Annotated in this window: 22 protein-coding genes; 12 read left to right on the forward strand and 10 right to left on the reverse strand. The window is 63.5% G+C overall.

Annotated elements, in window-relative coordinates:
• Window positions 1–4 precede the first annotated feature (4 nt).
• The 3 genes from EPN31_RS07370 to EPN31_RS07380 are packed head-to-tail and all read right to left on the reverse strand — an operon-like array spanning window position 5 to window position 2,558.
• Window positions 5–976: a thymidylate synthase gene (locus tag EPN31_RS07370; protein ID WP_291771315.1), complete on the reverse strand. Its 972-nt coding sequence runs from the start codon at window positions 974–976 to the stop codon at window positions 5–7.
• Window positions 973–1,791 (reverse strand): CoA ester lyase, encoded by an 819-nt coding sequence (locus tag EPN31_RS07375; protein ID WP_291771403.1) that lies wholly within the window; start codon window positions 1,789–1,791, stop codon window positions 973–975. The genes EPN31_RS07370 and EPN31_RS07375 overlap by 4 nt, the downstream gene beginning before the upstream one ends.
• Entirely contained in the window at window positions 1,791–2,558 is a 768-nt protein-coding gene (locus EPN31_RS07380) for a crotonase/enoyl-CoA hydratase family protein (RefSeq protein WP_291771318.1), read from the reverse strand. Before EPN31_RS07380 ends, EPN31_RS07375 begins: the two co-directional genes overlap by 1 nt.
• A gap of 114 nt (window positions 2,559–2,672) precedes the next feature.
• On the opposite strand from EPN31_RS07380, the gene glyQ reads away from it, so the two are divergent.
• From glyQ to gloA, 6 genes are all read left to right on the forward strand, one after another.
• On the forward strand, window positions 2,673–3,569 hold the full coding sequence (glyQ, locus tag EPN31_RS07385; RefSeq protein WP_291771320.1) for a glycine--tRNA ligase subunit alpha: 897 nt from the start codon (window positions 2,673–2,675) through the stop codon (window positions 3,567–3,569).
• The gene (glyS, locus tag EPN31_RS07390) at window positions 3,566–5,701 is read left to right on the forward strand and encodes a glycine--tRNA ligase subunit beta (protein ID WP_291771322.1); all 2,136 of its coding nucleotides are present in this window, start codon (window positions 3,566–3,568) and stop codon (window positions 5,699–5,701) included. The genes glyQ and glyS overlap by 4 nt, the downstream gene beginning before the upstream one ends.
• Entirely contained in the window at window positions 5,698–6,252 is a 555-nt protein-coding gene (gmhB, locus tag EPN31_RS07395; protein ID WP_291771324.1) for a D-glycero-beta-D-manno-heptose 1,7-bisphosphate 7-phosphatase, read from the forward strand. The genes glyS and gmhB overlap by 4 nt, the downstream gene beginning before the upstream one ends.
• Window positions 6,249–6,977, forward strand: coding sequence for a 1-acyl-sn-glycerol-3-phosphate acyltransferase (locus EPN31_RS07400; RefSeq protein WP_291771326.1), 729 nt, complete (start codon window positions 6,249–6,251; stop codon window positions 6,975–6,977). The genes gmhB and EPN31_RS07400 overlap by 4 nt, the downstream gene beginning before the upstream one ends.
• Window positions 6,964–7,785: a M48 family metallopeptidase gene (locus EPN31_RS07405; RefSeq protein ID WP_291771329.1), complete on the forward strand. Its 822-nt coding sequence runs from the start codon at window positions 6,964–6,966 to the stop codon at window positions 7,783–7,785. Before EPN31_RS07400 ends, EPN31_RS07405 begins: the two co-directional genes overlap by 14 nt.
• 111 nt (window positions 7,786–7,896) lie before the next feature.
• Window positions 7,897–8,292, forward strand: a complete 396-nt coding sequence (gloA, locus tag EPN31_RS07410) for a lactoylglutathione lyase (protein ID WP_291771331.1) — start codon at window positions 7,897–7,899, stop codon at window positions 8,290–8,292.
• Window positions 8,293–8,304: 12 nt separating this feature from the next.
• Here the strand turns inward: gloA and rsmA are convergent, their stop codons facing one another.
• From rsmA to EPN31_RS07425, 3 genes are read right to left on the reverse strand one after another with little or no spacing between them, the layout of a single operon-like run.
• Window positions 8,305–9,108, reverse strand: coding sequence for a 16S rRNA (adenine(1518)-N(6)/adenine(1519)-N(6))-dimethyltransferase RsmA (rsmA, locus tag EPN31_RS07415; RefSeq protein ID WP_291771332.1), 804 nt, complete (start codon window positions 9,106–9,108; stop codon window positions 8,305–8,307).
• Window positions 9,109–9,115: 7 nt separating this feature from the next.
• The gene (locus EPN31_RS07420; RefSeq protein WP_291771335.1) at window positions 9,116–10,678 is read right to left on the reverse strand and encodes a peptidylprolyl isomerase; all 1,563 of its coding nucleotides are present in this window, start codon (window positions 10,676–10,678) and stop codon (window positions 9,116–9,118) included.
• Window positions 10,675–13,047 (reverse strand): LPS-assembly protein LptD, encoded by a 2,373-nt coding sequence (locus EPN31_RS07425; protein WP_291771338.1) that lies wholly within the window; start codon window positions 13,045–13,047, stop codon window positions 10,675–10,677. The genes EPN31_RS07420 and EPN31_RS07425 overlap by 4 nt, the downstream gene beginning before the upstream one ends.
• Window positions 13,048–13,181: 134 nt before the next feature.
• On the opposite strand from EPN31_RS07425, the gene EPN31_RS07430 reads away from it, so the two are divergent.
• From EPN31_RS07430 to EPN31_RS07440, 3 genes are all read left to right on the forward strand, one after another.
• Window positions 13,182–14,222 carry a phosphotransferase gene (locus EPN31_RS07430; RefSeq protein WP_291771405.1) on the forward strand — a complete coding sequence of 347 codons (1,041 nt, stop codon included), beginning with the start codon at window positions 13,182–13,184 and terminating at the stop codon, window positions 14,220–14,222.
• Window positions 14,222–14,923, forward strand: coding sequence for an N-acetylmuramate alpha-1-phosphate uridylyltransferase MurU (gene murU / locus EPN31_RS07435; RefSeq protein WP_291771341.1), 702 nt, complete (start codon window positions 14,222–14,224; stop codon window positions 14,921–14,923). The genes EPN31_RS07430 and murU overlap by 1 nt, the downstream gene beginning before the upstream one ends.
• 116 nt (window positions 14,924–15,039) lie before the next feature.
• Window positions 15,040–15,759 carry a hypothetical protein gene (locus EPN31_RS07440; RefSeq protein ID WP_291771344.1) on the forward strand — a complete coding sequence of 240 codons (720 nt, stop codon included), beginning with the start codon at window positions 15,040–15,042 and terminating at the stop codon, window positions 15,757–15,759.
• 81 nt (window positions 15,760–15,840) lie between these two features.
• Here EPN31_RS07440 and EPN31_RS07445 read toward each other — a convergent pair whose 3' ends face one another.
• From EPN31_RS07445 to EPN31_RS07460, 4 genes are all read right to left on the reverse strand, one after another.
• Window positions 15,841–16,626, reverse strand: a complete 786-nt coding sequence (locus EPN31_RS07445) for a MetQ/NlpA family ABC transporter substrate-binding protein (protein WP_291771347.1) — start codon at window positions 16,624–16,626, stop codon at window positions 15,841–15,843.
• Between the two features lie 17 nt (window positions 16,627–16,643).
• Entirely contained in the window at window positions 16,644–17,300 is a 657-nt protein-coding gene (locus tag EPN31_RS07450; RefSeq protein WP_291771348.1) for a methionine ABC transporter permease, read from the reverse strand.
• A complete protein-coding gene (locus EPN31_RS07455; protein WP_291771351.1) occupies window positions 17,297–18,310 on the reverse strand; it encodes a methionine ABC transporter ATP-binding protein in 1,014 nt (337 codons plus the stop codon). The genes EPN31_RS07450 and EPN31_RS07455 overlap by 4 nt, the downstream gene beginning before the upstream one ends.
• Window positions 18,311–18,480: 170 nt before the next feature.
• Window positions 18,481–19,416 (reverse strand): DMT family transporter, encoded by a 936-nt coding sequence (locus EPN31_RS07460; protein WP_291771354.1) that lies wholly within the window; start codon window positions 19,414–19,416, stop codon window positions 18,481–18,483.
• A 351-nt stretch (window positions 19,417–19,767) separates the two neighbouring features.
• Here EPN31_RS07460 and EPN31_RS07465 point away from each other — a divergent pair, with 351 nt between their 5' ends.
• Genes EPN31_RS07465 through EPN31_RS07475 form a run of 3 tightly spaced genes read left to right on the forward strand, consistent with a single transcriptional unit; the run spans window position 19,768 to window position 22,444 of the window.
• Window positions 19,768–20,364 (forward strand): phosphatase PAP2 family protein, encoded by a 597-nt coding sequence (locus EPN31_RS07465; protein WP_291771356.1) that lies wholly within the window; start codon window positions 19,768–19,770, stop codon window positions 20,362–20,364.
• Between the two features lie 53 nt (window positions 20,365–20,417).
• On the forward strand, window positions 20,418–21,083 hold the full coding sequence (locus EPN31_RS07470; RefSeq protein ID WP_291771359.1) for a response regulator transcription factor: 666 nt from the start codon (window positions 20,418–20,420) through the stop codon (window positions 21,081–21,083).
• Complete coding sequence (locus EPN31_RS07475; RefSeq protein WP_291771362.1) at window positions 21,080–22,444, forward strand: ATP-binding protein; 1,365 nt, start codon at window positions 21,080–21,082, stop codon at window positions 22,442–22,444. Before EPN31_RS07470 ends, EPN31_RS07475 begins: the two co-directional genes overlap by 4 nt.
• The last annotated feature ends 152 nt before the right edge of the window (window positions 22,445–22,596 follow it).

A 22,596-nucleotide genomic window follows, 5' to 3' on the forward strand; every position in this document is an offset into this window, starting at 1 on the left:
CCGCTCAGACTGCCATGGGCGCCGTCAGCGGCGGGTGATGGTGGTAGCCTTCCAGGCTGAAGTCGCCGGGCTCCACGCGCTCCAGCCATTCGGGCTCGTAGCGGCCTGTCTGCGCATACGACGGAATCCGGTTGGACAGATGCAGGACAGGCGCCGGGTACGGCGCGCGCTGCAACTGTTCGCGCAGCATGTCCATGTGGGTTTCGTAGATGTGGGCGTCCCCGATGAAATAGGTAAACCACCGCGGTTGATAGCCGGTCAGGCGCGCCACCAGATGCGCCAGTGCAGCGCCCTCGGCCAGGTTGAAGGGCGTGCCCAGCCCCACGTCGTTGCTGCGAATATACAGGCACAGCGACAGCTCGCGCGTCTGCGGATTGGCGAGGAACTGGTACAGCAGATGACAGGGCGGCAGCGCCATTTCTTCGATCTGAGCGCAGTTCCAGCCGTGAAACAGGATGCGCCGGCTGCCCGGATTTCCGATCAGAGCATCCAGGCAGGCTCGGAGCTGATCGACGGCCTTGTACAGCAACACCTGTGTCTGGCCGCCTTCCTGGATGGTCGCGACACGGTGGTATCCGCTGGCCAAGGCAGCCTCGATACGGGTTGCCTGCGCGGCGGGCAGCAGCTTGTAAGCCGGCCACTGGCGCCACTGAACCCCATAGACCGGGCCCAGATCATCGTCGCCTTCGCGCCAGGGGCTGTCCAGCCACGCCTGGTTCTCATTTGCGTTCTGGTCCCAGACCCGGCACCCCAGATCGCGGAAGTCAGCGGCGCTGTCGCTGGCCCGCAGGAACCCCACCAGCTCGCCGATGGCGGACTTGAACGCCAGGCGCTTGGTCGTCACGGCCGGAAAACCTTCACGCAAATCGAAACGTAGGCAGGCGCCCGGCAGGCTGAGGGTCCGCACGCCCGTGCGGTTGTCCTGCCAGGAACCCTGCTCGAAAATCGTCCGCACCAGATCCAGATAGGCCTTCACGCGGACTGTCCCACAATACGGCGGGCGCGCTCGATGAGCGGCAGATCCACCATGCGGCCATCCAGACGGAAGGTATAGTCGCCGGACTCGTCCGCGCGGGCGACCACACGCCGGGCCCAGTCCAGATCCTGGGCCGAGGGCTGGTACACCTCATGGACCACCGGGATCTGCACCGGGTGGACGCACAGCATTCCGCCAAAGCCCATGTCATGGGCCATGCTGGCCGTTTCCTTCAGGCCCTCGGGGTCGGAAAAGTCGGCATAGACGCTGTCCAGCGGCGAGGCGAGCCCATGCATGCGGCTGGCCACCAGTATCCGGAAACGCATCTGGTCGAGCACGAACTGCGCGGCTCGGGAACCCGGACGCGTGCCGAGCTCCACCATCAGGTCCAGGATGCCGAACGACAGGCGTACCACACCGTTGGCCGCCGCAATGTGGCCCAGCTCCCGTACACCGGCAGCCGATTCGATCACCGGCATCAGTGGCTTGCCGGCGCCCGAGACGATGTAGACGTGCTCGGCCTTCTGGGCCTTGGGCAGCACGATGCCGGCGATCGATGGCAGCGACCGGCACAACGCCAGGTCGCCTTCAAACCACGTCGTCGTACCGTCGTTGATCCGGACCCAGAGATGATGATCGGGGTGCTCCCGGGCATAGCGCGCCAGCGCCTCCCGGCCGGCCGTCTTTTGATCAGGCGCCACCGCGTCCTCGAGATCCACGATCACCGCATCGGCACCACTGGCGATGGCCTTGGGAAAACGATCGGGCCTCGTCGCGGGCACGAACAGCGCAGAACGCAGGGCAGCCTCCAGCATCACTTTCCCTTCCAGACAGGTTTGCGTTTTTCAGCAAAGGCCGTGGCACCTTCGTGCGCGTCCTCGGACGCGAATACATGCGCGATACGCGGCCGCTGCAGGTCGAACTGATCCTCAGGGCGCCAATTGCGCGACTGCGAGATGATGGCCTTTGCCGCCTGGACAGCGAGCGGTCCATTGGCGGCAATGGCGTGCGCCAGGTCCTCCGCGGCGTCCAGCGCATGGCCTGGCTCCGCCAGGCGGTTCACCAGACCGAGCTCATGCAGGCGCTCGGCGCCAAAGAAATCCCCCGTGAGCACGGCCTCCATCGCCACATGGTAAGGGATCCGCGACGGCAACCGCAGCATGCCGCCCGACCCCGGCACCAGCCCGCGCTTGACCTCGGGCACGCCGAAACGGGCCTCGCGAGAAGCCACGATCAGGTCGCACGCCAGGGCCAGCTCAAAGCCGCCCGCCAGGGCATAGCCCTCGACCGCGGCGATGAGCGGCTTGGCGGGGGGGCGCTCGCACAGACCGCCAAAGCCTCGGTCCCCCACGTAGGGTCGCTGCCCGGTCGCCGCAAAAGCCTTCAGATCCATGCCGGAACAGAAATGGCCGCCCTCACCCGTCAGGATGCCGATCCTGAGTCCGGGATCGGCATCCAGTGTATCCAACGCGGCGGCCAGCGCCTGCGCGGTTTCCAGATTGACGGCATTGCGCGCCTGGGGACGGTTCAACCGCATGACCAAGACCCCATCCACACGCTGAACCGCTACGCAATCGCTCATGACATTCTCTCCTGAACAAATCAGACGATACCATTAGTGGATAAAATGAGCCCTTTGGGCGCACGACGATAGCGCCCGTCAAACACTAGCCTCGCGGGCCCGCCCCGCCCCGTCATGCTCACATTCCAACAACTGATTCTGTCGCTCCAGCAATACTGGGACAAGCAGGGCTGCACCCTGCTGCAACCATACGACATGGAAGTCGGCGCCGGCACCTCGCACACGGCGACTTTCCTGCGCGCCATCGGGCCGGAACCCTGGCGCGCGGCCTATGTCCAGCCCTCGCGCCGCCCCAATGACGGCCGTTACGGCGAAAACCCGAACCGCCTGCAGCACTATTACCAATTCCAGGTCGTGCTCAAACCGGCCCCGCCGCACATCCTGGACCTGTACGTCGGTTCCCTGCGCAGCCTGGGCATAGACCCGCAGCAGCACGACATCCGCTTCGTCGAGGACGACTGGGAAAATCCCACGCTGGGCGCCTGGGGCCTGGGCTGGGAAGTCTGGCTCAATGGCATGGAAGTCACACAGTTCACCTACTTTCAGCAGGTGGGCGGCCTGGACTGCAACCCAACCATGGGCGAAATCACCTACGGCCTGGAACGCCTGGCCATGTATCTGCAAGGTGTGGAGTCGGTCTACGACCTGGTCTGGACCCAGGCAGCGGATGGCCGCAAGGTCTATTACCGGGACGTGTTTCACCAGAACGAGGTCGAACAGTCCACCTACAACTTCGAATACGCCAACACCACCATGCTGTTTACCCATTTCAGCGACTACGAGGCCGAGGCCCGGCGGCTGATCGCCGTCCCGCTCGCGCTGCCCGCCTATGAGGCCACCCTGAAGGCGGCACACACATTCAACCTCCTGGATGCGCGCGGCGCGATCAGTGTGACCGAGCGCGCCGCCTACATCGGCCGCATCCGCAATCTGTCCCGGGCCGTGGCCCAAGCCTATTTCGAATCGCGTGAACGCCTGGGATTCCCCATGCTGCGCCGGGAGGCCGCATGAGCACCCCGACTCGTCCACTGGTCATCGAGCTGGTGACGGAAGAACTCCCACCCAAGGCGCTGAATGCGCTGGGCAATGCCTTCGCACAGGGAATCCACGATGTCCTGCAGGACTGCGGCCTGGTGTCGACAGACACCGCCTGGCAAGCATTCGCCACACCCCGGCGGCTGGCCGTTCGACTGGAAGCCGTTCGAGGCCAGGCAGACGACCAGCCCTACGCCGAAAAACTCATGCCCGCCGCAATCGGGCTGGACGCCCAGGGGGCGGCCACGCCCGCACTCCTGAAAAAGCTGAAGGCACGCGGCCTGGAGCACACGGCGGTGGACAGCCTCACACGCCGCCACGACGGCAAGCAAGAGGTCCTCTACGCAGAAGGCACTGCGGCGGGCGCACGGCTTGCCGACGCATTGCAGCAGGCACTGGAATACGCGATCACGCACTTGCCGATTCCCAAGGTCATGCAATACCAGCTGGCCGACGGGCACACCAGCGTGAAGTTCGTACGCCCTGCCCACCATCTGCTCGCCCTCTGGGGTGAGGACGTGGTTCCGGTTCATGCCCTGGGCCTGCAAGCCGGGCGCACAACGCTGGGCCACCGCTTCATGAGCAGCGGTATCCTGATGATCGACCATGCCGACCAATGGCTGGACAGCCTGCGCAGCAGCCACGTCCTGGCGTCCTTCCAGGACCGGCGAAGCCAGATCGAACACCAGCTCGCCACGGTGTCGGCCGGTGTGGGCGCCACTATCGGCAAGGGACCAGAGGTCGAAGCCCTGCTTGACGAAGTCACCGCGCTGGTCGAGTTCCCCACGGTGTATGTGGGTGCGTTCGAGCGCGAATTCCTGAGCGTACCGCCGGAATGCCTGATCCTGACGATGCGCCTGAACCAGAAATACTTCCCGCTCTTCGATCCCAATACCGGGCATCTCACACACCAGTTCCTGATCGTCAGCAACATGCGGCCACAGGATCCCAGCCACATCATCCACGGCAATCAGCGCGTGGTGCGGCCGCGCCTGGCCGATGCGCAATTCTTCTATCAGACCGACCTGAAGACACGGCTGGCGGACCGGGTGGCCAACCTGGAACACAGCGTCTACCACAACAAGCTGGGCTCCCAGCTCGCTCGCACGCAGAGGGTTCAGGCACTGGCGCGCTGGCTTGCTCCGCTGCTGGGCGGCGACGCGGACACGGCGGGCCGGGCCGCGTGGCTGGCGCGCGCCGATCTGGGCACTCAGATGGTGGGGGAATTCCCGGAGCTGCAAGGGATCATGGGGGCCTACTATGCCGCCCACGACGGCGAGCTCGCCGAGGTGGTGCGCGCACTGCATGACCAGTACCGCATTCGCCTGGAAGAGGCCATCACCGCAGAGACGCTGACCTCCGCCGTGCTCTTCATGGCTGAACGGGCCGAGACGCTCGTGGGCATCTGGGGCATTGGCCTGATTCCGACGGGCGAGCGAGACCCCTACGGCCTGCGCCGCGCGGCCTTGGGGCTCATCAGCGCCTACGAGCAATTGACGGCCGGCGGCCTGCTGCGGGCCAGCCAGGACACGCCGGCCCGCCTCACGGCCCTGCTGACACAAGCCGCAGCCGGCTTTCCGGACGGGACGCTTGCCGACGGCACGGCTGATGCCGTGCTGGAGTTCGTCTACGAGCGATACCGCAATCAGCTCTCGGGGGACCATGACCGAGCCGCCATCGACGCCGTGCTGGCATTGCGCCCCCCCATCCACCAGATCAGCGCCCGCGTCCAGGCCTGCATGGAATTTTCCGCACTTCCCGAAGCCGCAGCCCTGGCCGCGGCCAACAAACGGGTGAGTAACCTGCTCAAAAAGGCGGAAGGTTCACTGCCGGCGTTTGATCCGGCCTTGATGGTCGAACCGGCCGAACGCGGCCTGGCCGACACCATCGCACAGCTCGCCCCGCAGGCGACCGCCGCCCTTGCCCAGGGCAATTTCACCAGCAGCCTGAGTGTCCTGGCACAGGCGCGCACGGCCGTGGACCAGTTCTTCGCCGACGTCATGGTCATGGCCGACGATCCGCATGTCCGCGCCAACCGGCTGGCCCTGCTGCAGTCCCTGCACGCACTGATGAACCAGGTCGCAGACCTCTCGAGGCTGGCCCGGTGAAGCTCATCATCCTGGACCGTGACGGCGTCATCAATCGGGACAGCGACGCCTTCATCAAGACGCCCGACGAATGGATCCCGCTGCCGGGAAGCCTGGAAGCCATCGGCCGGCTGACTCATGCGGGCTGGTCTGTGGTGATCGCCAGCAACCAGTCCGGAATCGCGCGCGGACTGCTGACCATGGAAACCCTGGGGGCCATTCACGCCCGAATGCGGCAGGCGGTGGCCGATGCCGGTGGGCGTATCGATGCGATCTTTTTCTGCCCGCATGGGCCGGACGAGGGCTGCGCGTGCCGCAAGCCGAAACCCGGAATGCTGCGCGACATCGCCGAGCGGCTGGACGTCAGCCTGGACAACGTCCCGGTGGTGGGCGACAGCCTGCGCGACTTGCAGGCGGCGGCAGCCTGCAACTGCAGCCCCTGGCTGGTGCTGACGGGCAAGGGACGCAAGACCTGGGAAACCTCCGGCACCACTGGTGAACTGCCCGCAGGCACCGAAGTCCGGGACGACCTGGCCGCTGTCGCCGACGCGCTGATCAAGAGCGTGCCATGACCTTCCTGCGTTCGCTCCTGTTCATGATCTTCCTGGTCGTCACCGTGGTGCCCTACGCGATGTGCTGCGTTCTGTGGGCGCCACTTCCACTCGCCTGGCGCTACCGGCTGACCATGGGATGGCCCCGCATGACGCTGTGGGCAGCAAAATGGATTCTCGGCATCCGCTACCAGGCACGCGGCCTGGAGCACTTGCCAAACGGACCAGCCATCATTCTGTCGAAGCACCAGTCCGCCTGGGAAACCCTGTATTTCGCCGTCAGCCTGCCGCGCGACGTCGTGTTCGTCTACAAACGCGAACTACACCACGTCCCGTTCTTCGGCTGGAGTCTGGCGCTGCTCAGCATGGTCCCCATCGACCGGACCAAAGGCCGCGAGTCCTTCGAGCAAGTCGTACGCATCGGCAGCCAACGGCTGCAGGAAGGCCGCTGGCCGGTACTGTTTCCCGAGGGAACCCGAGTCGCGCCTGGCGAAGAAGGCCGCTACAAGCAAGGCGGCGCCCTGCTGGCCTGCCGCACCGGGACGCCCGTCATCCCAGTGGCCCACAACGCTGGCGAGCGCTGGCCGCGCAATGCTTTCCTCAAAACCCCCGGCCTGGTCACCGTGTCCTTCGGGCCGGCCATCAGCCCGGCCGGGTATAGTCCCGCTACGCTGAACCGTGCGGTCCACGATTGGATCGAGGCCGAAATGCGGGTCCTGAACCCAGAAAGGTATGCGCCGCACTGAGGCCGAGCCACAGCAACTGGCTCTGTTCCCGGGCCGGGCTGACACGCCGCCGGCCACCTTGCCCGAGGGCTGCAGCTGGCACACACTGACCGTGGCGGGCGAATCGCTGGGCTACACACTGCGGCGGTCGCGACGAAAGTCGATCGGTCTGGTCGTACGCGATACGGGTCTGCTCATCCAGGCGCCTGTCTGGGCCAGCCGACGCCAGATCGAAGAAGCCATCACGCAAAAAGCGGCCTGGATCCGCGAGAAACTCCGCACGCGTGGCGAAAGACTGGAACTGCTTGCGTTGCAGGCCGAACAATGGCGCAGCGGCGGCCATATCCCGTACCTGGGCGTGACCCTCACACTGCACCTTGACGGCAGCCAGGCCCTGCGCTACCAAGGGGATCCGTCCGCACCACACGAGAACGATGGCCTGTGGCTGCCGCTGCCGGGGGACGCCACATCGGGCCGGATCCAGGAGCGCGCCCAGGGCTGGCTGCAGCAACGCGCCCACATCGACTTCGACGCGCGGCTGCAACGCTACCTGCAATGGTCGGGACAGTCCATGGCCGGATGGAGCCTGTCGTCGGCCCACGGGCGCTGGGGATCCTGCACCATTCAGCGTCATATCCGCCTGAACTGGCGCTTGATCCACTTTGCACCGCATCTGATCGACTATGTCGTGGCCCACGAGGTGGCCCACCTGAGCCACATGGACCACAGCCCTGCCTTCTGGCGCGAAGTCGACCGCTTGTACCCCGATTTCAAGCAAGCCCGCGACGTACTGGCACGTCACACGCCTGAAACACTGCCGCTGTTCTGACCTGACAGCGGTCACCGGCGCCATGTGGCCGCATGTACCCGTCATGGGTCCGCCCCCACCCGCCGTGCATTTGCGTATGATGAAGCCTGATTCTCTCAAAGGACCTCCATCATGCGCCTGCTACACACCATGCTGCGCGTCGGCAACCTCGACCGGTCGCTGATGTTCTACACCGACGTCATGGGCATGCATCTCCTGCGCCGCAAAGACTACCCCGAAGGGCGCTTCACTCTGGCTTTCGTGGGCTACCAGGACGAAGATCAGGGGGCTGTGATCGAGCTGACCCACAACTGGGACACGGAGTCCTACAACCTTGGCAACGGCTACGGCCACATCGCCATCGAAGTCGAGGACGCCTACGATACCTGTGCCACGATCAAAGCCGGCGGCGGCCTGGTCGTCCGCGATGCGGGTCCCATGAAGCATGGCACCACCGTGATCGCATTCGTGGAAGACCCCGACGGCTACAAGATCGAACTGATCCAGCGCAATTCGCGCAAGGGCTGAACCGGGGGCTGCTCAGGCTGCGGGTGTGACGGGCGCACCCGCCGCTGCCAACGCATCGGCCAAATCCATGAACTGGGTAACGGACAGCTCCTGAGGACGCGCGGTGGGTGTGATGCCCAGCGCGTGCCAATCCAGCCATCGTGACCACTGCGCCAAGCTGCCGCGCACCATCTTGCGCCGTTGCTCGAAGGCCCGGGCCACCAGCGCTTCGAACAGACCCACATCCTGGGGCAGCCGCAGGCGGTCCGGCGGCAGCGGGCGCATCCGCACCACCGCCGACATTACCTTGGGCGGAGGGTCGAAGGCTTGCGGCGGCACCTCGAACAGGCAAGCCATGTGATAGCGCGCCTGCAGCATGACCGACAGCCGCCCGTACTGGCTGCTGCCCGGTTCAGCCACCATACGGTCCACGACCTCGCGCTGAAGCATGAAGTGCTGGTCGCGGACCCGGCCGGCCCAGCGCATCAGATGAAACAACAGCGGGGTGGAAATGTTGTAGGGCAGATTGCCGACCACCCGCAGCGTGTCGTCCGGCGCCGCCAGGGCGCCGAAGTCCACATCCAGCGCATCGGCCTCCACGACCTCCAGGCGCTGCGGTGGCCAGGTCTGGCGCAGGCGTGCGGCCAGATCGCGATCCAGCTCCACCGCGACAAGATGATCCAGGTGCTGCAGCAACGGCTGCGTCAGGGCCGACAGCCCCGGACCGATCTCCACCATGTGGTCGCCCGGCTGGGGCGCGACCGCACGGACGATCTCGTCCACGACCGACAGATCGCTCAGAAAATGCTGGCCGAAACGCTTGCGCGCCTGATGCATGATCGGCCTACCGCCCGCTGGTTGTCTTGTCCAGCCGGTTGTCGATGAAGGCCTCGCTGCGAAGCCGATCCAGCCAATCCTCGTAGGCAGGCCCAATGCGCCTCTCCATGAGCTCGCGGCGCGCCTGGATGCGGCGGTATTCGTCTTCCATGTTCTTGGTGCGTCGGCCCTCGACTTTAATCAGGTGCCAGCCAAAGGGCGTCTTCACCGGCTCGCTGACCTGGCCGTCTTTCAGCGCATCCATGGCCTGCTCGAAGGCCGGTACGGTATCGCCCGGGCTCAACCACCCCAGGTCGCCACCCTGCGGCGCAGAGGCGTCCTCGGAATAGCGCTTTGCCAGTTCCGCAAAGGACTCACCATGTTCGATCCGTTGACGCAGCGATTCCAATTTCTGCTTGGCCTTGGCATCATCCACGATCTTCGAAGTCTTGATGAGAATATGGCGTGCGTGGATCTGGGTCACCATCACAGGACCATTGGCAGGGACCTGCGCGGCCACTTGTGGCTGTGGTTGCGGTTGCGGCTGGGGTTTCGGCGCAGGACGAGCCTTGCTCTTGGGAGCCGGTCGGGTCGCATAGCCGCGGCGCAGAACCTTCAAGATATGAAAACCGCGGCCGCTTTGCAGGATCCCGGTGATGCCGCCCGGGGGAGTGCTCTTGATGGCCCGTGCGAACAGGTCGGGCCAGTCCTTCAGCGGCCGGATACCCATGTTGCCGCCCTGCAGCGCCTGCGGCCCATCCGAGGATGCAGCCGCAACGCCCGCGAAATTGGCGCCGGACTTCAGCCGCCGAAGAATGGCTTCGGCCTTCTTGCGTTTCTCGGCCACCACATCCTTCGTCGCATAATCCGGCACTCCGACCAGGATCTGGGCCAGTTCGACCAGCTCCGGACCGTACGGCACACGTTCGGGCTGCGGAGCCGGACGCGGCTCGGGCGGCGGAGGGGGCGCCGGCTGAGGCGCCGCCGGTGACGACAGCGGCTCGCCCTGATGCAGGCTCAGGAAGGCATCCACATCGCTGTCGCTGATGGTGATGCGATCCTCGACGAAGCGTTGCCGCAGAACGTCGTTCAGGATTTGTGTGCGCAGATCTTCACGGTACTGATCCCAGCTCATGCCGGTCCGCTGGATGGCCTGCTTCAACTGGTCCGTCGTGATCCGGTTACGCCGCGCAACCTGCTGCACGGCCTGATCGACCTGAGCGTCCTTGACGCTGATGCCGACACGCTTGGCCTCCTGGTCCTGCAGGGCCTGATTGATCATCTGCTGCAACACTTGGTGGCGCAGTGCCGCGTCGTCGGGGACGGGCACCCGCTGTTGCTGAAGCTGCGCCCGCGCCAGCTTGACCTTTTCGGCCAGCTGGCCCAACGTGATGACCTGTTTGTTGACGACTGCCGCGATGCCGTCGACGAACTGATCCGACGAGGCTGGCTGGCTCGCGGGAGCCGCCTTGTGTGTCGACGTCTTGTGCGCCGCCGTCCTGGCAACAACCGGTAAGGGAGCCAGCACCCAGCTCCCCATCGCAAGCGCCAATGCCAGCGCACAGGCGGGGTGACGCAGTCCGGACATCATTCATACCTCTCGAAAGCAGATTTTTCAGGTGTGTGAACCGAGACGGGCTGATAACCGTTGATGCGGTTGGCCAGCAGCGACATGGGATCGTTACCCAGGGACCCCAGTCCCGTCAACTCCAGTTGCAGGAAGAACGCGGTATTGGACTGCTGGGCCGCTACGGCGTAGCGTTGCATCACGGCTCGCGCCGCCCAGCCGCCGTCACCCCGATATTCCAGCCCGACGATTGCCTGGGTATTGCGCTTCTCGGCCAGAGAATAATCGTAACGCCCCACGCCATACCAGCGGCGCGACAACGGCCACTGGCCAGAGATGCTGACCTGCTCGGTGGACTGCAGCGTCGTATCCGAGGTCAGCAGCTGATACGGATCGGCAAACACGTTCGGATCGCGCTCATAGCGATAGGACAGCGACATGGTCGCCAGACGTTTGGGCGACCAGCGCACCCCGGTGCTCAGACGCTCGCGTTGCTGGGTCTTGTGATTGAACTGGCCATCAAAGTAGACGGAAAACTTATCCGTCAGAGCCGCGGTGGCACCGACCAGATAATCGGACTCGGAACCCTGACGCGGCGCCAGGCTGGGCAGCGAGACCTGCTGATCCGTGAAATAAAATCGCTGCGCCGCCGACAGCGACAAGCGCTCGAAACCGGTGTCCGCATCGAGCCAGCGGGTGGTCAGCCCCACCGTCAGTTGATTGGCATTCGAGATCCGGTCCCAACCGCCACTGAAAATATTCTCGTCAAACGCCTGCTGGTAGTTGAAGGTCGCAACCCCCGTGTCGTAGACCGGCAGCGTAGACTGGTCCCGGTAGGGGACATACAGGTAATACAACCGCGGCTCCAGCGTCTGTGTGGCCGCACGGCCGAAGAGCGAAGTGGACCGTTCCAGCGTGAGCCCCGAGTCCACCGAGGCGATGGGCAGAACGCGCGACTGGCCGCTGGATCGCGCCGAATACGGAAGGCCGTTGACGTCGTTCCCCAGGTCCGAGAACCACTGCGTTTCGTAGTGCGTCATGTGCAGGCCGATCTTGGGCGTGAAGTACGCGCTGGGCGTGACGAACGGACGAGCGATCGTGGTGTAGGAAGTCTCGCGCGTGCCATTGGGCATCAGCCTCCGACCGTTATAGGCCGGAAACGCGTCGCCGAAATACCGGGGCGACACAAAACGGGTGACTGTATTGGTGGACACCACATCCAGTCCATTCCAGCCATAACGCTGCGCGGTAAAATTCAGTTCCGGCAACTTGTCGTACGGCGGCGCCAGGAACGACCCGGTGCTGTCCTGCAGCGTCTGGTAGGTATAGAACTGCAGCGAGCCGCTGAGATACCGATTGCCATTCCAGGTCAGCAGCGCCTGGCTGGGCATGTAGGTGATGGCCGCGTCTGTCAGTCCGAAGGACGAGAAATCTCGGAAATAATTGTCGTCGGACACCCGCCGGGCATCCAGATAGGCATTGAAGCCGCCGCCCAGCGCCTCATTGTGCTGCACCGAATACATCCAGCGGGCATTGCCGGTCTGCCGATCGTGCATGATATAGGTGCCAAACATCTGGGAGATCGAGGAATTCCCCAGGTGACGGAACTCGGTCCCCAGCAGCAGCCCGCGCTTGGACATATAGCGCGGCATCAGCGTCGCGTCGTAATTGGGAGCGAGGTTCAGATAATACGGGGTGGTGATCTCGAAGCCGCTGTTGCTGGACGTTCCGTAGGTCGGCAACAGAAACCCCGACTTGCGCTGGTTACTGATGGGAAACGTCAGATACGGCGAGTACAGAATGGGGACATCCTTGAAATACAGCACGCCGTTGCGGGCAGCCCCCTCGTTCTCGTTCAGGTACAGATCCACCCGGCTGGCATCGATGTACCAGGCCGGATTCGGCCCAGACCAGCCGCTGTAGCGCATGTTCTTCAGCCGTATATGCTGTCGGCTGTAGATCTTGGCCTGCTCGGCCTTGCCGGTGCCACCGGTGGCGCCTAACCAGAACTCTGGGTCGTCCACCAGCCCCTGGTTGCTATTGACGTTGTAGCGCAGATGGGGGCCCTGCACGATGTTGCCGTCCCGCATGAGCAGGCCATTGCCACGAACGTCAGTCTCGCCCGTCTTCTGGTCGTATTCGATGCGATCGCCCTTCACGACGGAATCCAGCCGGCGCACCTGGGCGTGGCCGCTCAGGGTGACCTGCCCTTCGGCATCCCGCGCAATGTCGTCGCCAATCAGGAACGACGGTAGGGAATCGTCTTTTTTGACCGAGTGCACCTGCAGGCTGTCGGGCACGCGCAAGCCATTGAGCTCGACCGACGGCTCCGCAGCCAGCGTCGCCGCCGAGAGGAACAAGCTTGTCACGATGATGCGGCTGATCCCACGCACGAAGACCTGGTCTCCCGTAATTGATTTGAACAGCGCCCGAGCCGCATACCCACGACGACCAGCGACCCAGTATTATAGAGAAGCCTCGCGCACACTGCCCGGGGCTTGTTTCCGTCTGAAAGCGCCCTTCCATGATGAACACCCCCCAGGACCCCCGCCTCGCCGCCCTGCGCCAGTGGCTGGATCGACTCACCACACCCGCTGGCCTGGACGCCACTACACTTGCACCGGTGTCGGGCGACGCTAGCTTCCGCCGCTATTTCCGCATCCAGGGTCAGGCGACCACCTATATCGTCATGGACGCCCCCCCGCCGCACGAAGACTGCACGCCTTTCGTCAAAATGGCGCAGCGCCTGGGCCAGGGCGGGTTACGCGTCCCGGAAGTCCACGCGATGAACCTGGAACAGGGATTCCTGGTGCTGTCGGACTTGGGCGACCAGACCTTCTTTGACGCACTGCGGCAGGGCCTGAGGGATACCGAAGACCTGCAGCGGCACTACCAGGGGGCACTGCGGGCGCTGGTCCGTCTCCAGCAGTGTCCGGCCGGCGACCTGCCAGCCTATGATGAACAGCGGCTGCAGGACGAGCTCACCGTCTTCCCGCACTGGTATCTGCACGTTCATCACGGAATGACGCCGGACGCCGACACGCAGACGCATCTCGCCCGCATTTTTGATCTGCTGGTGCGCCAAGCCGCAGCGCAGCCGCGCGTGCTGGTGCACCGCGATTACCACTCACCCAACCTGATGGTGGGGCCCGGCGCGCCGGATTTCGAACCCGGCGTAATCGACTTCCAGGACGCGTTGCACGGCCCACTGTCCTATGACATTGCATCACTGGTGATGGATGCCCGCACCTCGTGGGACGAGCCGCAACAGCTGGACTGGGCGATACGCTACTGGGAATACGCCCGCGCGGCAGGTCTACCGGTCCCGGCGGATTTTGCCCAATTCCACATGGAATACGAATGGATGAGTCTGCAGCGCAACCTGCGCATCCTGGGCGTCTTCGCGCGGCTCTCGCATCGGGACGGCAAGCACCACTACCTGGAACACATGCCGCGCGTGCAGCGCTACGTGCGCCAGGTCGCCGAACGCTACAAGGCCTTCCACCCGCTGGTGCGCCTGCTGGACACCGTAGAACAGACCTCCTTCACCGACGGCTATTCATTCTGATGCGGGCCATGATTCTGGCAGCCGGCCGGGGCGAGCGCATGCGGCCGCTCACCGACACCTGCCCCAAGCCTCTTTTGCCGGTAGGTGGGCACCCCCTCATCGTCTGGCACATCCGGCGGCTGGTGCAGGCGGGTTTCCGTGACATCGTGATCAACCACGCCTGGCTGGGCGATCAGATCACGGCAGCACTGGGAAACGGCCAGGCGCTGGGCGCCCGGCTGCACTACAGCCCGGAATCCCCAGCCCTGGAGACGGCTGGCGGAATCGCGCACACGCTGCACTTCTTTCAAGGCGAGCCATTCCTGGTCGTCAACGGCGACATCTGGTGCGACTGGGACCCAGCGCGGGCCCATGCCCAGGCGGCGCGGCTATCCGCCGAGCACCCCGCGCATCTGGTACTGGTGGACAACCCCGGCCACCACCCGCAGGGCGACTTCGTGCTGCAGGCCGATGGCCGGGTCGTGCCCCCGGGTGCGGCGGACGCCGCTCTGACCTTCGCCGGCATCGGCCTCTACCACCCCAGCCTTTTCACAGACATCAACCCCGAACTCCCCGCACCGCTCGCGCCGCTGTTACGTTCAGCCATGGCCGACCGGCTTGTCACCGGCGAGCATCATGCCGGACAATGGGCGGACATCGGGACACCGCAACGCCTGGCACAGCTCGACAGGGCGCTGCGGAACCAGCTGGACCCCGGCTAAACTGCATCAAAAATCGCAACCATCTGTTCGTAAGCCTGCAGCCAGTGACCGGAATACGTTTATCCTAGAGAATTTCTGCGGCGCACAGCTGCCGCGTGCTGTTCAGGAACTTTGTCATGTCTTTTGGACCGAAACATCCGACCTTCAAGCCCACCCCCTACGGTTACTCCAGACGCAGCCGGGGAATTCCGCGCTGGTTATTGCTGCTCATCACCGGGATCGTGCTGGGAGCGGGGGGCGTATTGTTCCTGCAGCGCAGCTACGGCCCTCAGCGGCTCACGATCGAACAGTCTGAACAACTACGCACGGACCTGAACACAGCCAACATAGAAAACCAGCGACTCACGGCCGAGGCCAAAAAGCTGCACGAAACTCTGGACCAGTCCCAGAAAAGCGAAAAGGCTGCCACCCAGTCCATGACGCAGGCACGTCAGCATGCCGCAGACATGCAGGCGAGCGTCGCCAGCCTGATCGAGGCGATTCCGGCCGATCCGCGCAGGGGCACCCCAGGGATCCGGGCCGGTGACGTGGAGCTGAGCCAGGGCGGCCTGCATTACCAGATCCTGCTGATCCAGGACATCCCCCAAGGCCAGACAGAAGCCGCCAATCTGCGCGGCACCGTCAAGCTGGTGGCGATGGGCTCCTATCCCAACGGCAAGCACGGCTACCAGGACGTAGCGACCCTACCGTTGGACATGGGCCGCTACACGGTGGTCCAGGGAAACTGGACGGACATGGCCAAGGGCTTCCGCCCATTCCAGGTCACCATCCAGATCACCGCCGATGGTTCCGACAAGGTCACTTCCACGCGGACCTTCCGGATCGCTCGCCGCTGATGAAAACGGGCCCGCGAACGATTCGCGAGCCCGTCTGATATTCCCCTGGCCTGAGTGCGGGCGCAGCCCGCACTTCCCTGATCAGAACGCCGGAACGATGGCGCCCTTGTACTTGGTCAGGATGAAGTTGCGGACCTTCTCGGACTGCAGTGCCTTCACCAGCTTCTGGATGCCAGGATCGTTGACCTTGTCCTGACGTGTCACCACCAGATTGGCGTAGGGCGATTCCTTGTCCTCGATGAAGAGCGCATCTTTTGTCGGATTCAAACCGGCTTCCAGGGCATAGTTGGTGTTGATCAGCGCCATATCCACATCCGGCAGCACCCGTGGCAACGTGGCAGCCTCGAGTTCGCGGAACTTCAGATGCTTGGGGTTGTACACGACGTCACGCGCCGTGGCCAGAATGTTGGTGGGATCCTTCAGCTTGATCAATCCCTGCTTCTGCAACAGCAGCAGCGCGCGAGCGCCATTGGACGGATCATTGGGGATGGCGACTTGCGCGCCGTCCTTCAGATCCTTGATGCTCTTGATCTTCTTCGAATAGGCGCCGAACGGCTCCACATGCACCGCCCCCACAGACACCAGATGAGTGCCGTGCTCTTTGTTGAACGAATCCAGATACGGCTTGTGCTGGAAGAAATTGGCATCGATGTGCTTGTCGGAAACCTGAAGGTTGGGCTGAACATAGTCGGTGAAGACCTTGATGTCCAGGTCCACGCCTTCCTTGGCCAGGTCAGGCTTGACGAATTCCAGCAGTTCCGCATGCGGCACGGGTGTGGCCGCAATGGACAGTTTCTCGGCATGCGCCGTGGTGCCCAACGCCAGTGGGATCGCCAGCGCCAGCGCCGGCACGAGCTTCTTGAACATGAACAATCTCCTGTAGATTACCGTCTGTTGAGCTTGGCTACCCAGCGGTCGCCAAGCACCTGAAAAATCTGCACCATGACCACCAGGATCACGACCGTGACCACCATGACGTCCGCCTGGTAGCGCTGGTAGCCATACCGCACCGCCAGATCGCCCAGGCCGCCGCCCCCGATCACACCCGACATGGCCGAATAGCCCACGAGGGTGATGCCGGTCACCACGGTGGCCGCCAGAATCCCGGTGGTGGCCTCGGGCAGCAGCGCCCACAACACGGTCTGGCGAGAAGTCGCCCCCATCGCACGGCACGCCTCGCTCACGCCCGGGTCCAGTTCCCGAAGGACGTTTTCCACCAGCCGGGCAAAGAACGGCGCGGCGCTGGCGACCAGCGGCGGAATCGAGCCCTGAACCCCCAGGGCCGTGCCCACGATCACCCTCGACAACGGAATCATGACGATGAGCAGAATCAGGAAAGGCACCGACCGCAGCACATTGACGACGAACGCAACACTCTGATAGACGGGACGATTGGCAATCACCTGGCCGGGACTGGTCAGAAACAGCAACACGCCCACCGGCAGGCCGATGATCACCGTGAACAGCAGCGAGAAGCCCGTCATCAACAGAGTGTCGACGGTGGCCCCGAGCATCATCCCCCAATCCACGTTCGCCATCATGGCCGCAATACCTCGTAATGAACGCCCGCACTGGCCAGCGCCGGCTCGAGTGCTGCCAGATCCGCAACCGACCCTTCGACGGCCACGACGAGCTGGCCGTACGGGGTGTCCTTGATCCGCCCGACCGATCCCTGCAGGATGCTCAGATCCAGATGCAGATTCCGGCTCAAATGGCTGAGCAGCGGGCTGCCAGTAGCCTCACCCCGGAAACTGAGCTTCACCAGACGGCCGCCAACGCCTTCGGCCAGCGCACGCCAGCCCTCGCCGCCATCCAGGCCGCTCTCCGATAGCAAGGCGCGAGTGGCGTCATGCTGCGGATGCAGGAAGACGTCAAGCACCTGGCCAGTCTCCACGATGTGGCCGCGCTCAATCACGGCAACCCGGTCGCAGACGGCACGGATGACATCCATGCTGTGAGTGATGAGCACGATGGTGAGCCCCAGGCGCTGATTGATGTCACCGAGCAGCCGCAGGATGGATTGCGTGGTCTCGGGGTCCAGCGCCGACGTCGCCTCATCGCACAGCAGGATGCGCGGCGCGCTGGCCAGGGCTCGTGCAATGCCGACCCGCTGCTGCTGCCCACCGGAAAGCTGGCTGGGGTACTGGTCGGCATGGTCCGTCAGGCCGACCAGATCCAGCATCTCGCGGGCGCGGGTATCGCGCACCGCGCGCGGGGTGCCCGACAGGCGCAAGGGGAAGCAGACATTGTCCATCACCGTGCGCGAACGCAGCAGGTTGAAGTGCTGGAACACCATGCCGACCGTGCGCCGGTACTCCCGCAACTGGGCATCGGAATAGCGGGTGATGTCCTCGCCATCGACCCGAACCTGACCCTCTGTTGGGCGCTCCAGCAGATTCAGCAGGCGGATCAACGTACTTTTGCCTGCCCCCGAACGACCGATGATGCCGAAGACCTCGCCCTCGCGAATGCTCAGGGACACGTCCGCCAACGCGTCAATGGCGCGATCTCCGGACTGATAGGTCTTACGAATGTTCTCGAGGTCGATCAAGATGCACAACTACCGTGAAGAAGACTGGCTTCCTGGATCCTCAGGAAGCGAGACGTGAATTTAGCATGCTGGTTCAGCAGATAGATCGAATAGCATATTACTAGGAGATATATGAAACAAAATGCAGCAGATTCTGCGAATACTCATGACGGGCCACGCCGGACACGCGGTTACCTGCGGCGCAGCCTGGCCTGCAGCCAACGGCCCGAGGGCTCCACCATGACGGTACCGACAATCACTGCAACACCCAGGTAGAACGACGCGCCAAGTTGCTGCTGCTCACCCAGCAGCGGGATGGCAAGCAGCACGGCATAGACAGGCTCCAGATTGGTGGCCATTTGCTGGGCAAATACGCTGATAGACCGAAGCGCCACCAGTAGCAGAGCCAGCGGCAATGCCGTCAGGGCAATCGCGAACACGACGAGCAACACCAGATCCCGCCCCTGGGGGATGCTGAAGCCGGCCTCTCCGCTCGGGAGCAGTGGAATCACCAAGGTAAGAAACAAGGCCCCCGCCCCCAGTTCAACGCACGTTGCACTGAGCGGATGAACGCGGCTCACCAGGAGCTTGTTGAAACCGCTGAACGCCGTCAGAACCGCTGCCGACAACAGGCCAACACCAAGACCCAGATACATCCCTCGGGGAATGCCGCCCGCGACCAGCGCAACCCCCGGGATGATCGCCATCGCCAGCACCAGGTCCATGCGCCGGTAACGGCGGTGCATCAGCCGGGGGCCGAACACCGCCACGAACAGCGGTGCCGTGGCCAGGCAAACAGCCGAAACCGACGCATTGGTGAGTTTGACCGCCAGATAGAACAACACCCAGGTAATGGCAAGAATGACACCCACGCCACAGCTTGCTGCAAACAGGCGCGGGGACAATTGCCGCAGGCCCCGCCAGGTGGCGGGCAGGAACAACAAGGCCAGCGAGGCGATCAGCATGCGCCACCAGACGAGCGACACAGGGTCCAGAGTGATCAGCCGGCCCATGATGGGTGTGAACCCCCACAGCACCACGCAGAAGTGGATCAGCAGATACCCCCGGGTGGCCGACGGCGTGGCCCGGACCAGGGCCTCAACCCTGGGAATGCGCATGAACGGCATATATCTCCCACAAAACCATGCACGATTTGCTCATGGCGGCCGTATTGATGTGACTGAGTCCCCAGCCACTGTACATGAGCAGGGCACCACAATGCATGCGCAGCGGCGTTGCCTTTTCTAATTCTGACCTAAGCCTGGGCCGTCAAACTACCTCCTCATCGGAACTTACCCAGCCCAAGGACGCTGGCGGGATGGGTATGGGTATGATGTGGACCAGCGCCCTGTTTCTGACCGTCATCGTTTTCCTGGTAGCAGTCGAAACCTACGTCGTATCCAGCCATCGGCTGCCGCGTCACGCGAATTGAAGCCCGACGAAGCTGAGCGTTCAAGACAAAACTACTAAAGACCTTCATGGAAACCCTCAACGACACCGTTTTTCTATGGCTGAACGCGCCGGCGCACCCCGATCCCTGGCTGCTGTCCGCAGCCATAGTCCTGGCCAACTGGCTTATCTGGCTGGCGCCATTGATCCTCATCGCTGGCTGGCTCTACGGAGATGGGACCACCCGACGAACCGTCATCCTTTCAGCTCTGGCGGGAACGCTGGGCCTGCTCGTCAACCAGCTGATCGCCCTGGTCTGGACGCACCCCAGGCCATTCGTCCTGGGCCTGGGCCACACCTTCATGCAGCATGCTCCCGATTCTTCATTTCCCAGCGATCACCTGACGCTCTGGTGGGCCATCGCTTTCAGTCTGCTGGTACAAGCACGACTGAGATTCCCGGCCGCCCTCATGGCGGTTTTGGGCATTGCAATCGCGTGGGCGCGAATCTACCTGGGTGTGCATTTTCCACTGGACATGGCGGGGGCGGCCATAGTTGCCATACTTTGTGCCTGGCTGGTCCGCGCCCTGGCGGGCTGGTACCTGGACCCGCTCTACCGGTTGATGCTGTCGATCTATCGCGCAGCCTTCGGCTGGCTGATCCGCAAAGGACTGACCAGGCCATAATCACGGTCATAGAGCAACGGGTCAACCTCCCGCCACAAAGGGCTCCCATCACCATGCGCGTACTACTGGTCGAAGACGACACCATGATCGGGGAGGTCATCCGGGACACGCTGAAGGACGAATCCTACGCGGTAGACTGGATTCAAGATGGCCTCACCGTCGCCACCACACTGAAGGCGCAGCGATACGACATCATCCTGCTGGACCTGGGGCTGCCCGGCCAAGACGGCCAGGAGATTCTCGCCAGCTTGCGTGCCCGCCGCGACGCCACCCCGGTGCTGATCATCACCGCACGGGATACCTTGTCGGAACGCCTCCGAGGGCTGGATGGGGGTGCCGATGACTATGTGCTCAAGCCCTTCGAGATGGAGGAGCTGCTCGCTCGCATGCGCGCCATCCTTCGGCGCAAAGGGGGGCAGGCTGCGCCCACACTCAGCAACGGGATTCTTTCGCTGGATCCCGCGACCCAGGAAGCAACCATCCGTGGCAGTCCCGCTGTGGCGCTCACGGGGCGTGAGTTTGCGCTGCTGCAGGCCTTGCTCATCCGCCCGGGGGCGATCCTGTCGCGCGCAACGCTGGAAGATCACATCTACGGCTGGGGTGAAGAGGTCGAAAGCAACATGGTGGATTTCCTGATCCATGCGCTGCGCCGCAAGCTGCGCAATGACGTCATTCAGAACGTGAGGGGTGTCGGGTGGAGAGTCTCAAAAGGCGGTTGAACGATTCGATTCAGCTCAAGCTGTCATTCGTACTTGCATCGGTCGTTGCCGTGATTGCCGTGGCCGCAGGGGCATTCTCTTTTTTGTCGACGCTAGACGACGCCCACGAACGACAGGACGATGTGCTCTACCAGGTGGCCGATCTGACCACCCACATCGTGGCGACTGCACCACAGGCCATCCAGAGCATCAAACTTCTGGATGAAGACCGGGATTCGTCGCTCATTGTTCAAGTCCTGACCGAACAGGGTTCGGTCGAATTCCCTACCGCAGGCACCCACCTTCCCATTTCGCCCTCACAGCCCGACGGCCTGCATACGCTGGACGTTGGAGACCAGACCTTCCGCGTGCTCGTACGCACGATCCCCTCTCATCAGCGCATCGTCGTCGCCCAGGACACGGATCTGCGCAACGCGGCCGCACTCAAAGATGCGCTGCGAACGCTCATGCCGTTTCTGATTCTGGTACCCATATTGCTGGTCGCCATCGCCGACATCATTCGTCGCATGTTTCGGCCCACGCGAAAACTCTCCGAACAGGTGGACGCCCGACGCGAAACTGACCTGAGCCCCGTCGGCAGCGACCACCTGCCGCGTGAAATACGGCCTTTCGTGCGGGCCATCAACCGGCTGCTCGTCCGGGTTGCCGAATCCATGGAAGCTCAGCGCCGGTTCATCGCGGACGCCGCGCATGAGCTGCGCTCTCCGGCAGCGGCGCTGTCGCTGCAGGCTGAGCGCCTGGGGCGCGCAGCCATGTCCGATGAAGCCCGCGACCGGCTGCAGGCGTTGCGCCGAGGGCTGGATCGCAACCAACATTTGCTCACCCAGCTGCTGGCGCTTGCGAAAGCCCAGTCCACGTCCGACGCGCCCTCCCACTCAGTGACAAAGGTGGGTGCAGTCATCCATGACGTGCTGGAAACTGTGTTGCCGCTGGCTGAAGCAAAACACATCGATATCGGTGTGACGGGCGACGATGATCTGGACCTGCCCATCAGCGAGCTGGATCTCACCACTCTGGTACGCAATCTGACGGATAACGCTATCCGCTACACGCCCGAGGGCGGCAGAGTGGACCTGAGCGTGACCGCCACGCCAGAGGCCATCGTGCTCTGCGTATCAGATTCGGGACCGGGGGTACCTGCCGAAGAACGGGATCACATTTTCGAGCCGTTCTATCGTGTGCTCGGAACCGGCCAAGCGGGATCGGGCCTTGGGCTTTCCATCGTTGCCGCCATCGTCCAAAAGGTCGGGGCTATCATCGAGTTCAGTCATTCGGACGAGACGACACAGAGCGGACTGTGCGTCACCCTTACCTTCTCCACGAACGGGCTGCCGTTGGAACCAACGAACGAACCATACTGAAAACAACCCAACGGCGTTCCGGCGCGGCTCTTCCCCAAGGCGTCTGAGTGCTGCATTGCTGATCCGCCAGCGCAGCGCCATGTGCCAGCCTGCCTTCTAATTCTGATCTAAATCTGGCTCTATAGACTCTGGTCCATTCGAAACGATCGGAT

The organism is Castellaniella sp. (genome assembly GCF_004321985.1).
Taxonomy (GTDB): Bacteria; Pseudomonadota; Gammaproteobacteria; order Burkholderiales; family Burkholderiaceae_B; genus Castellaniella.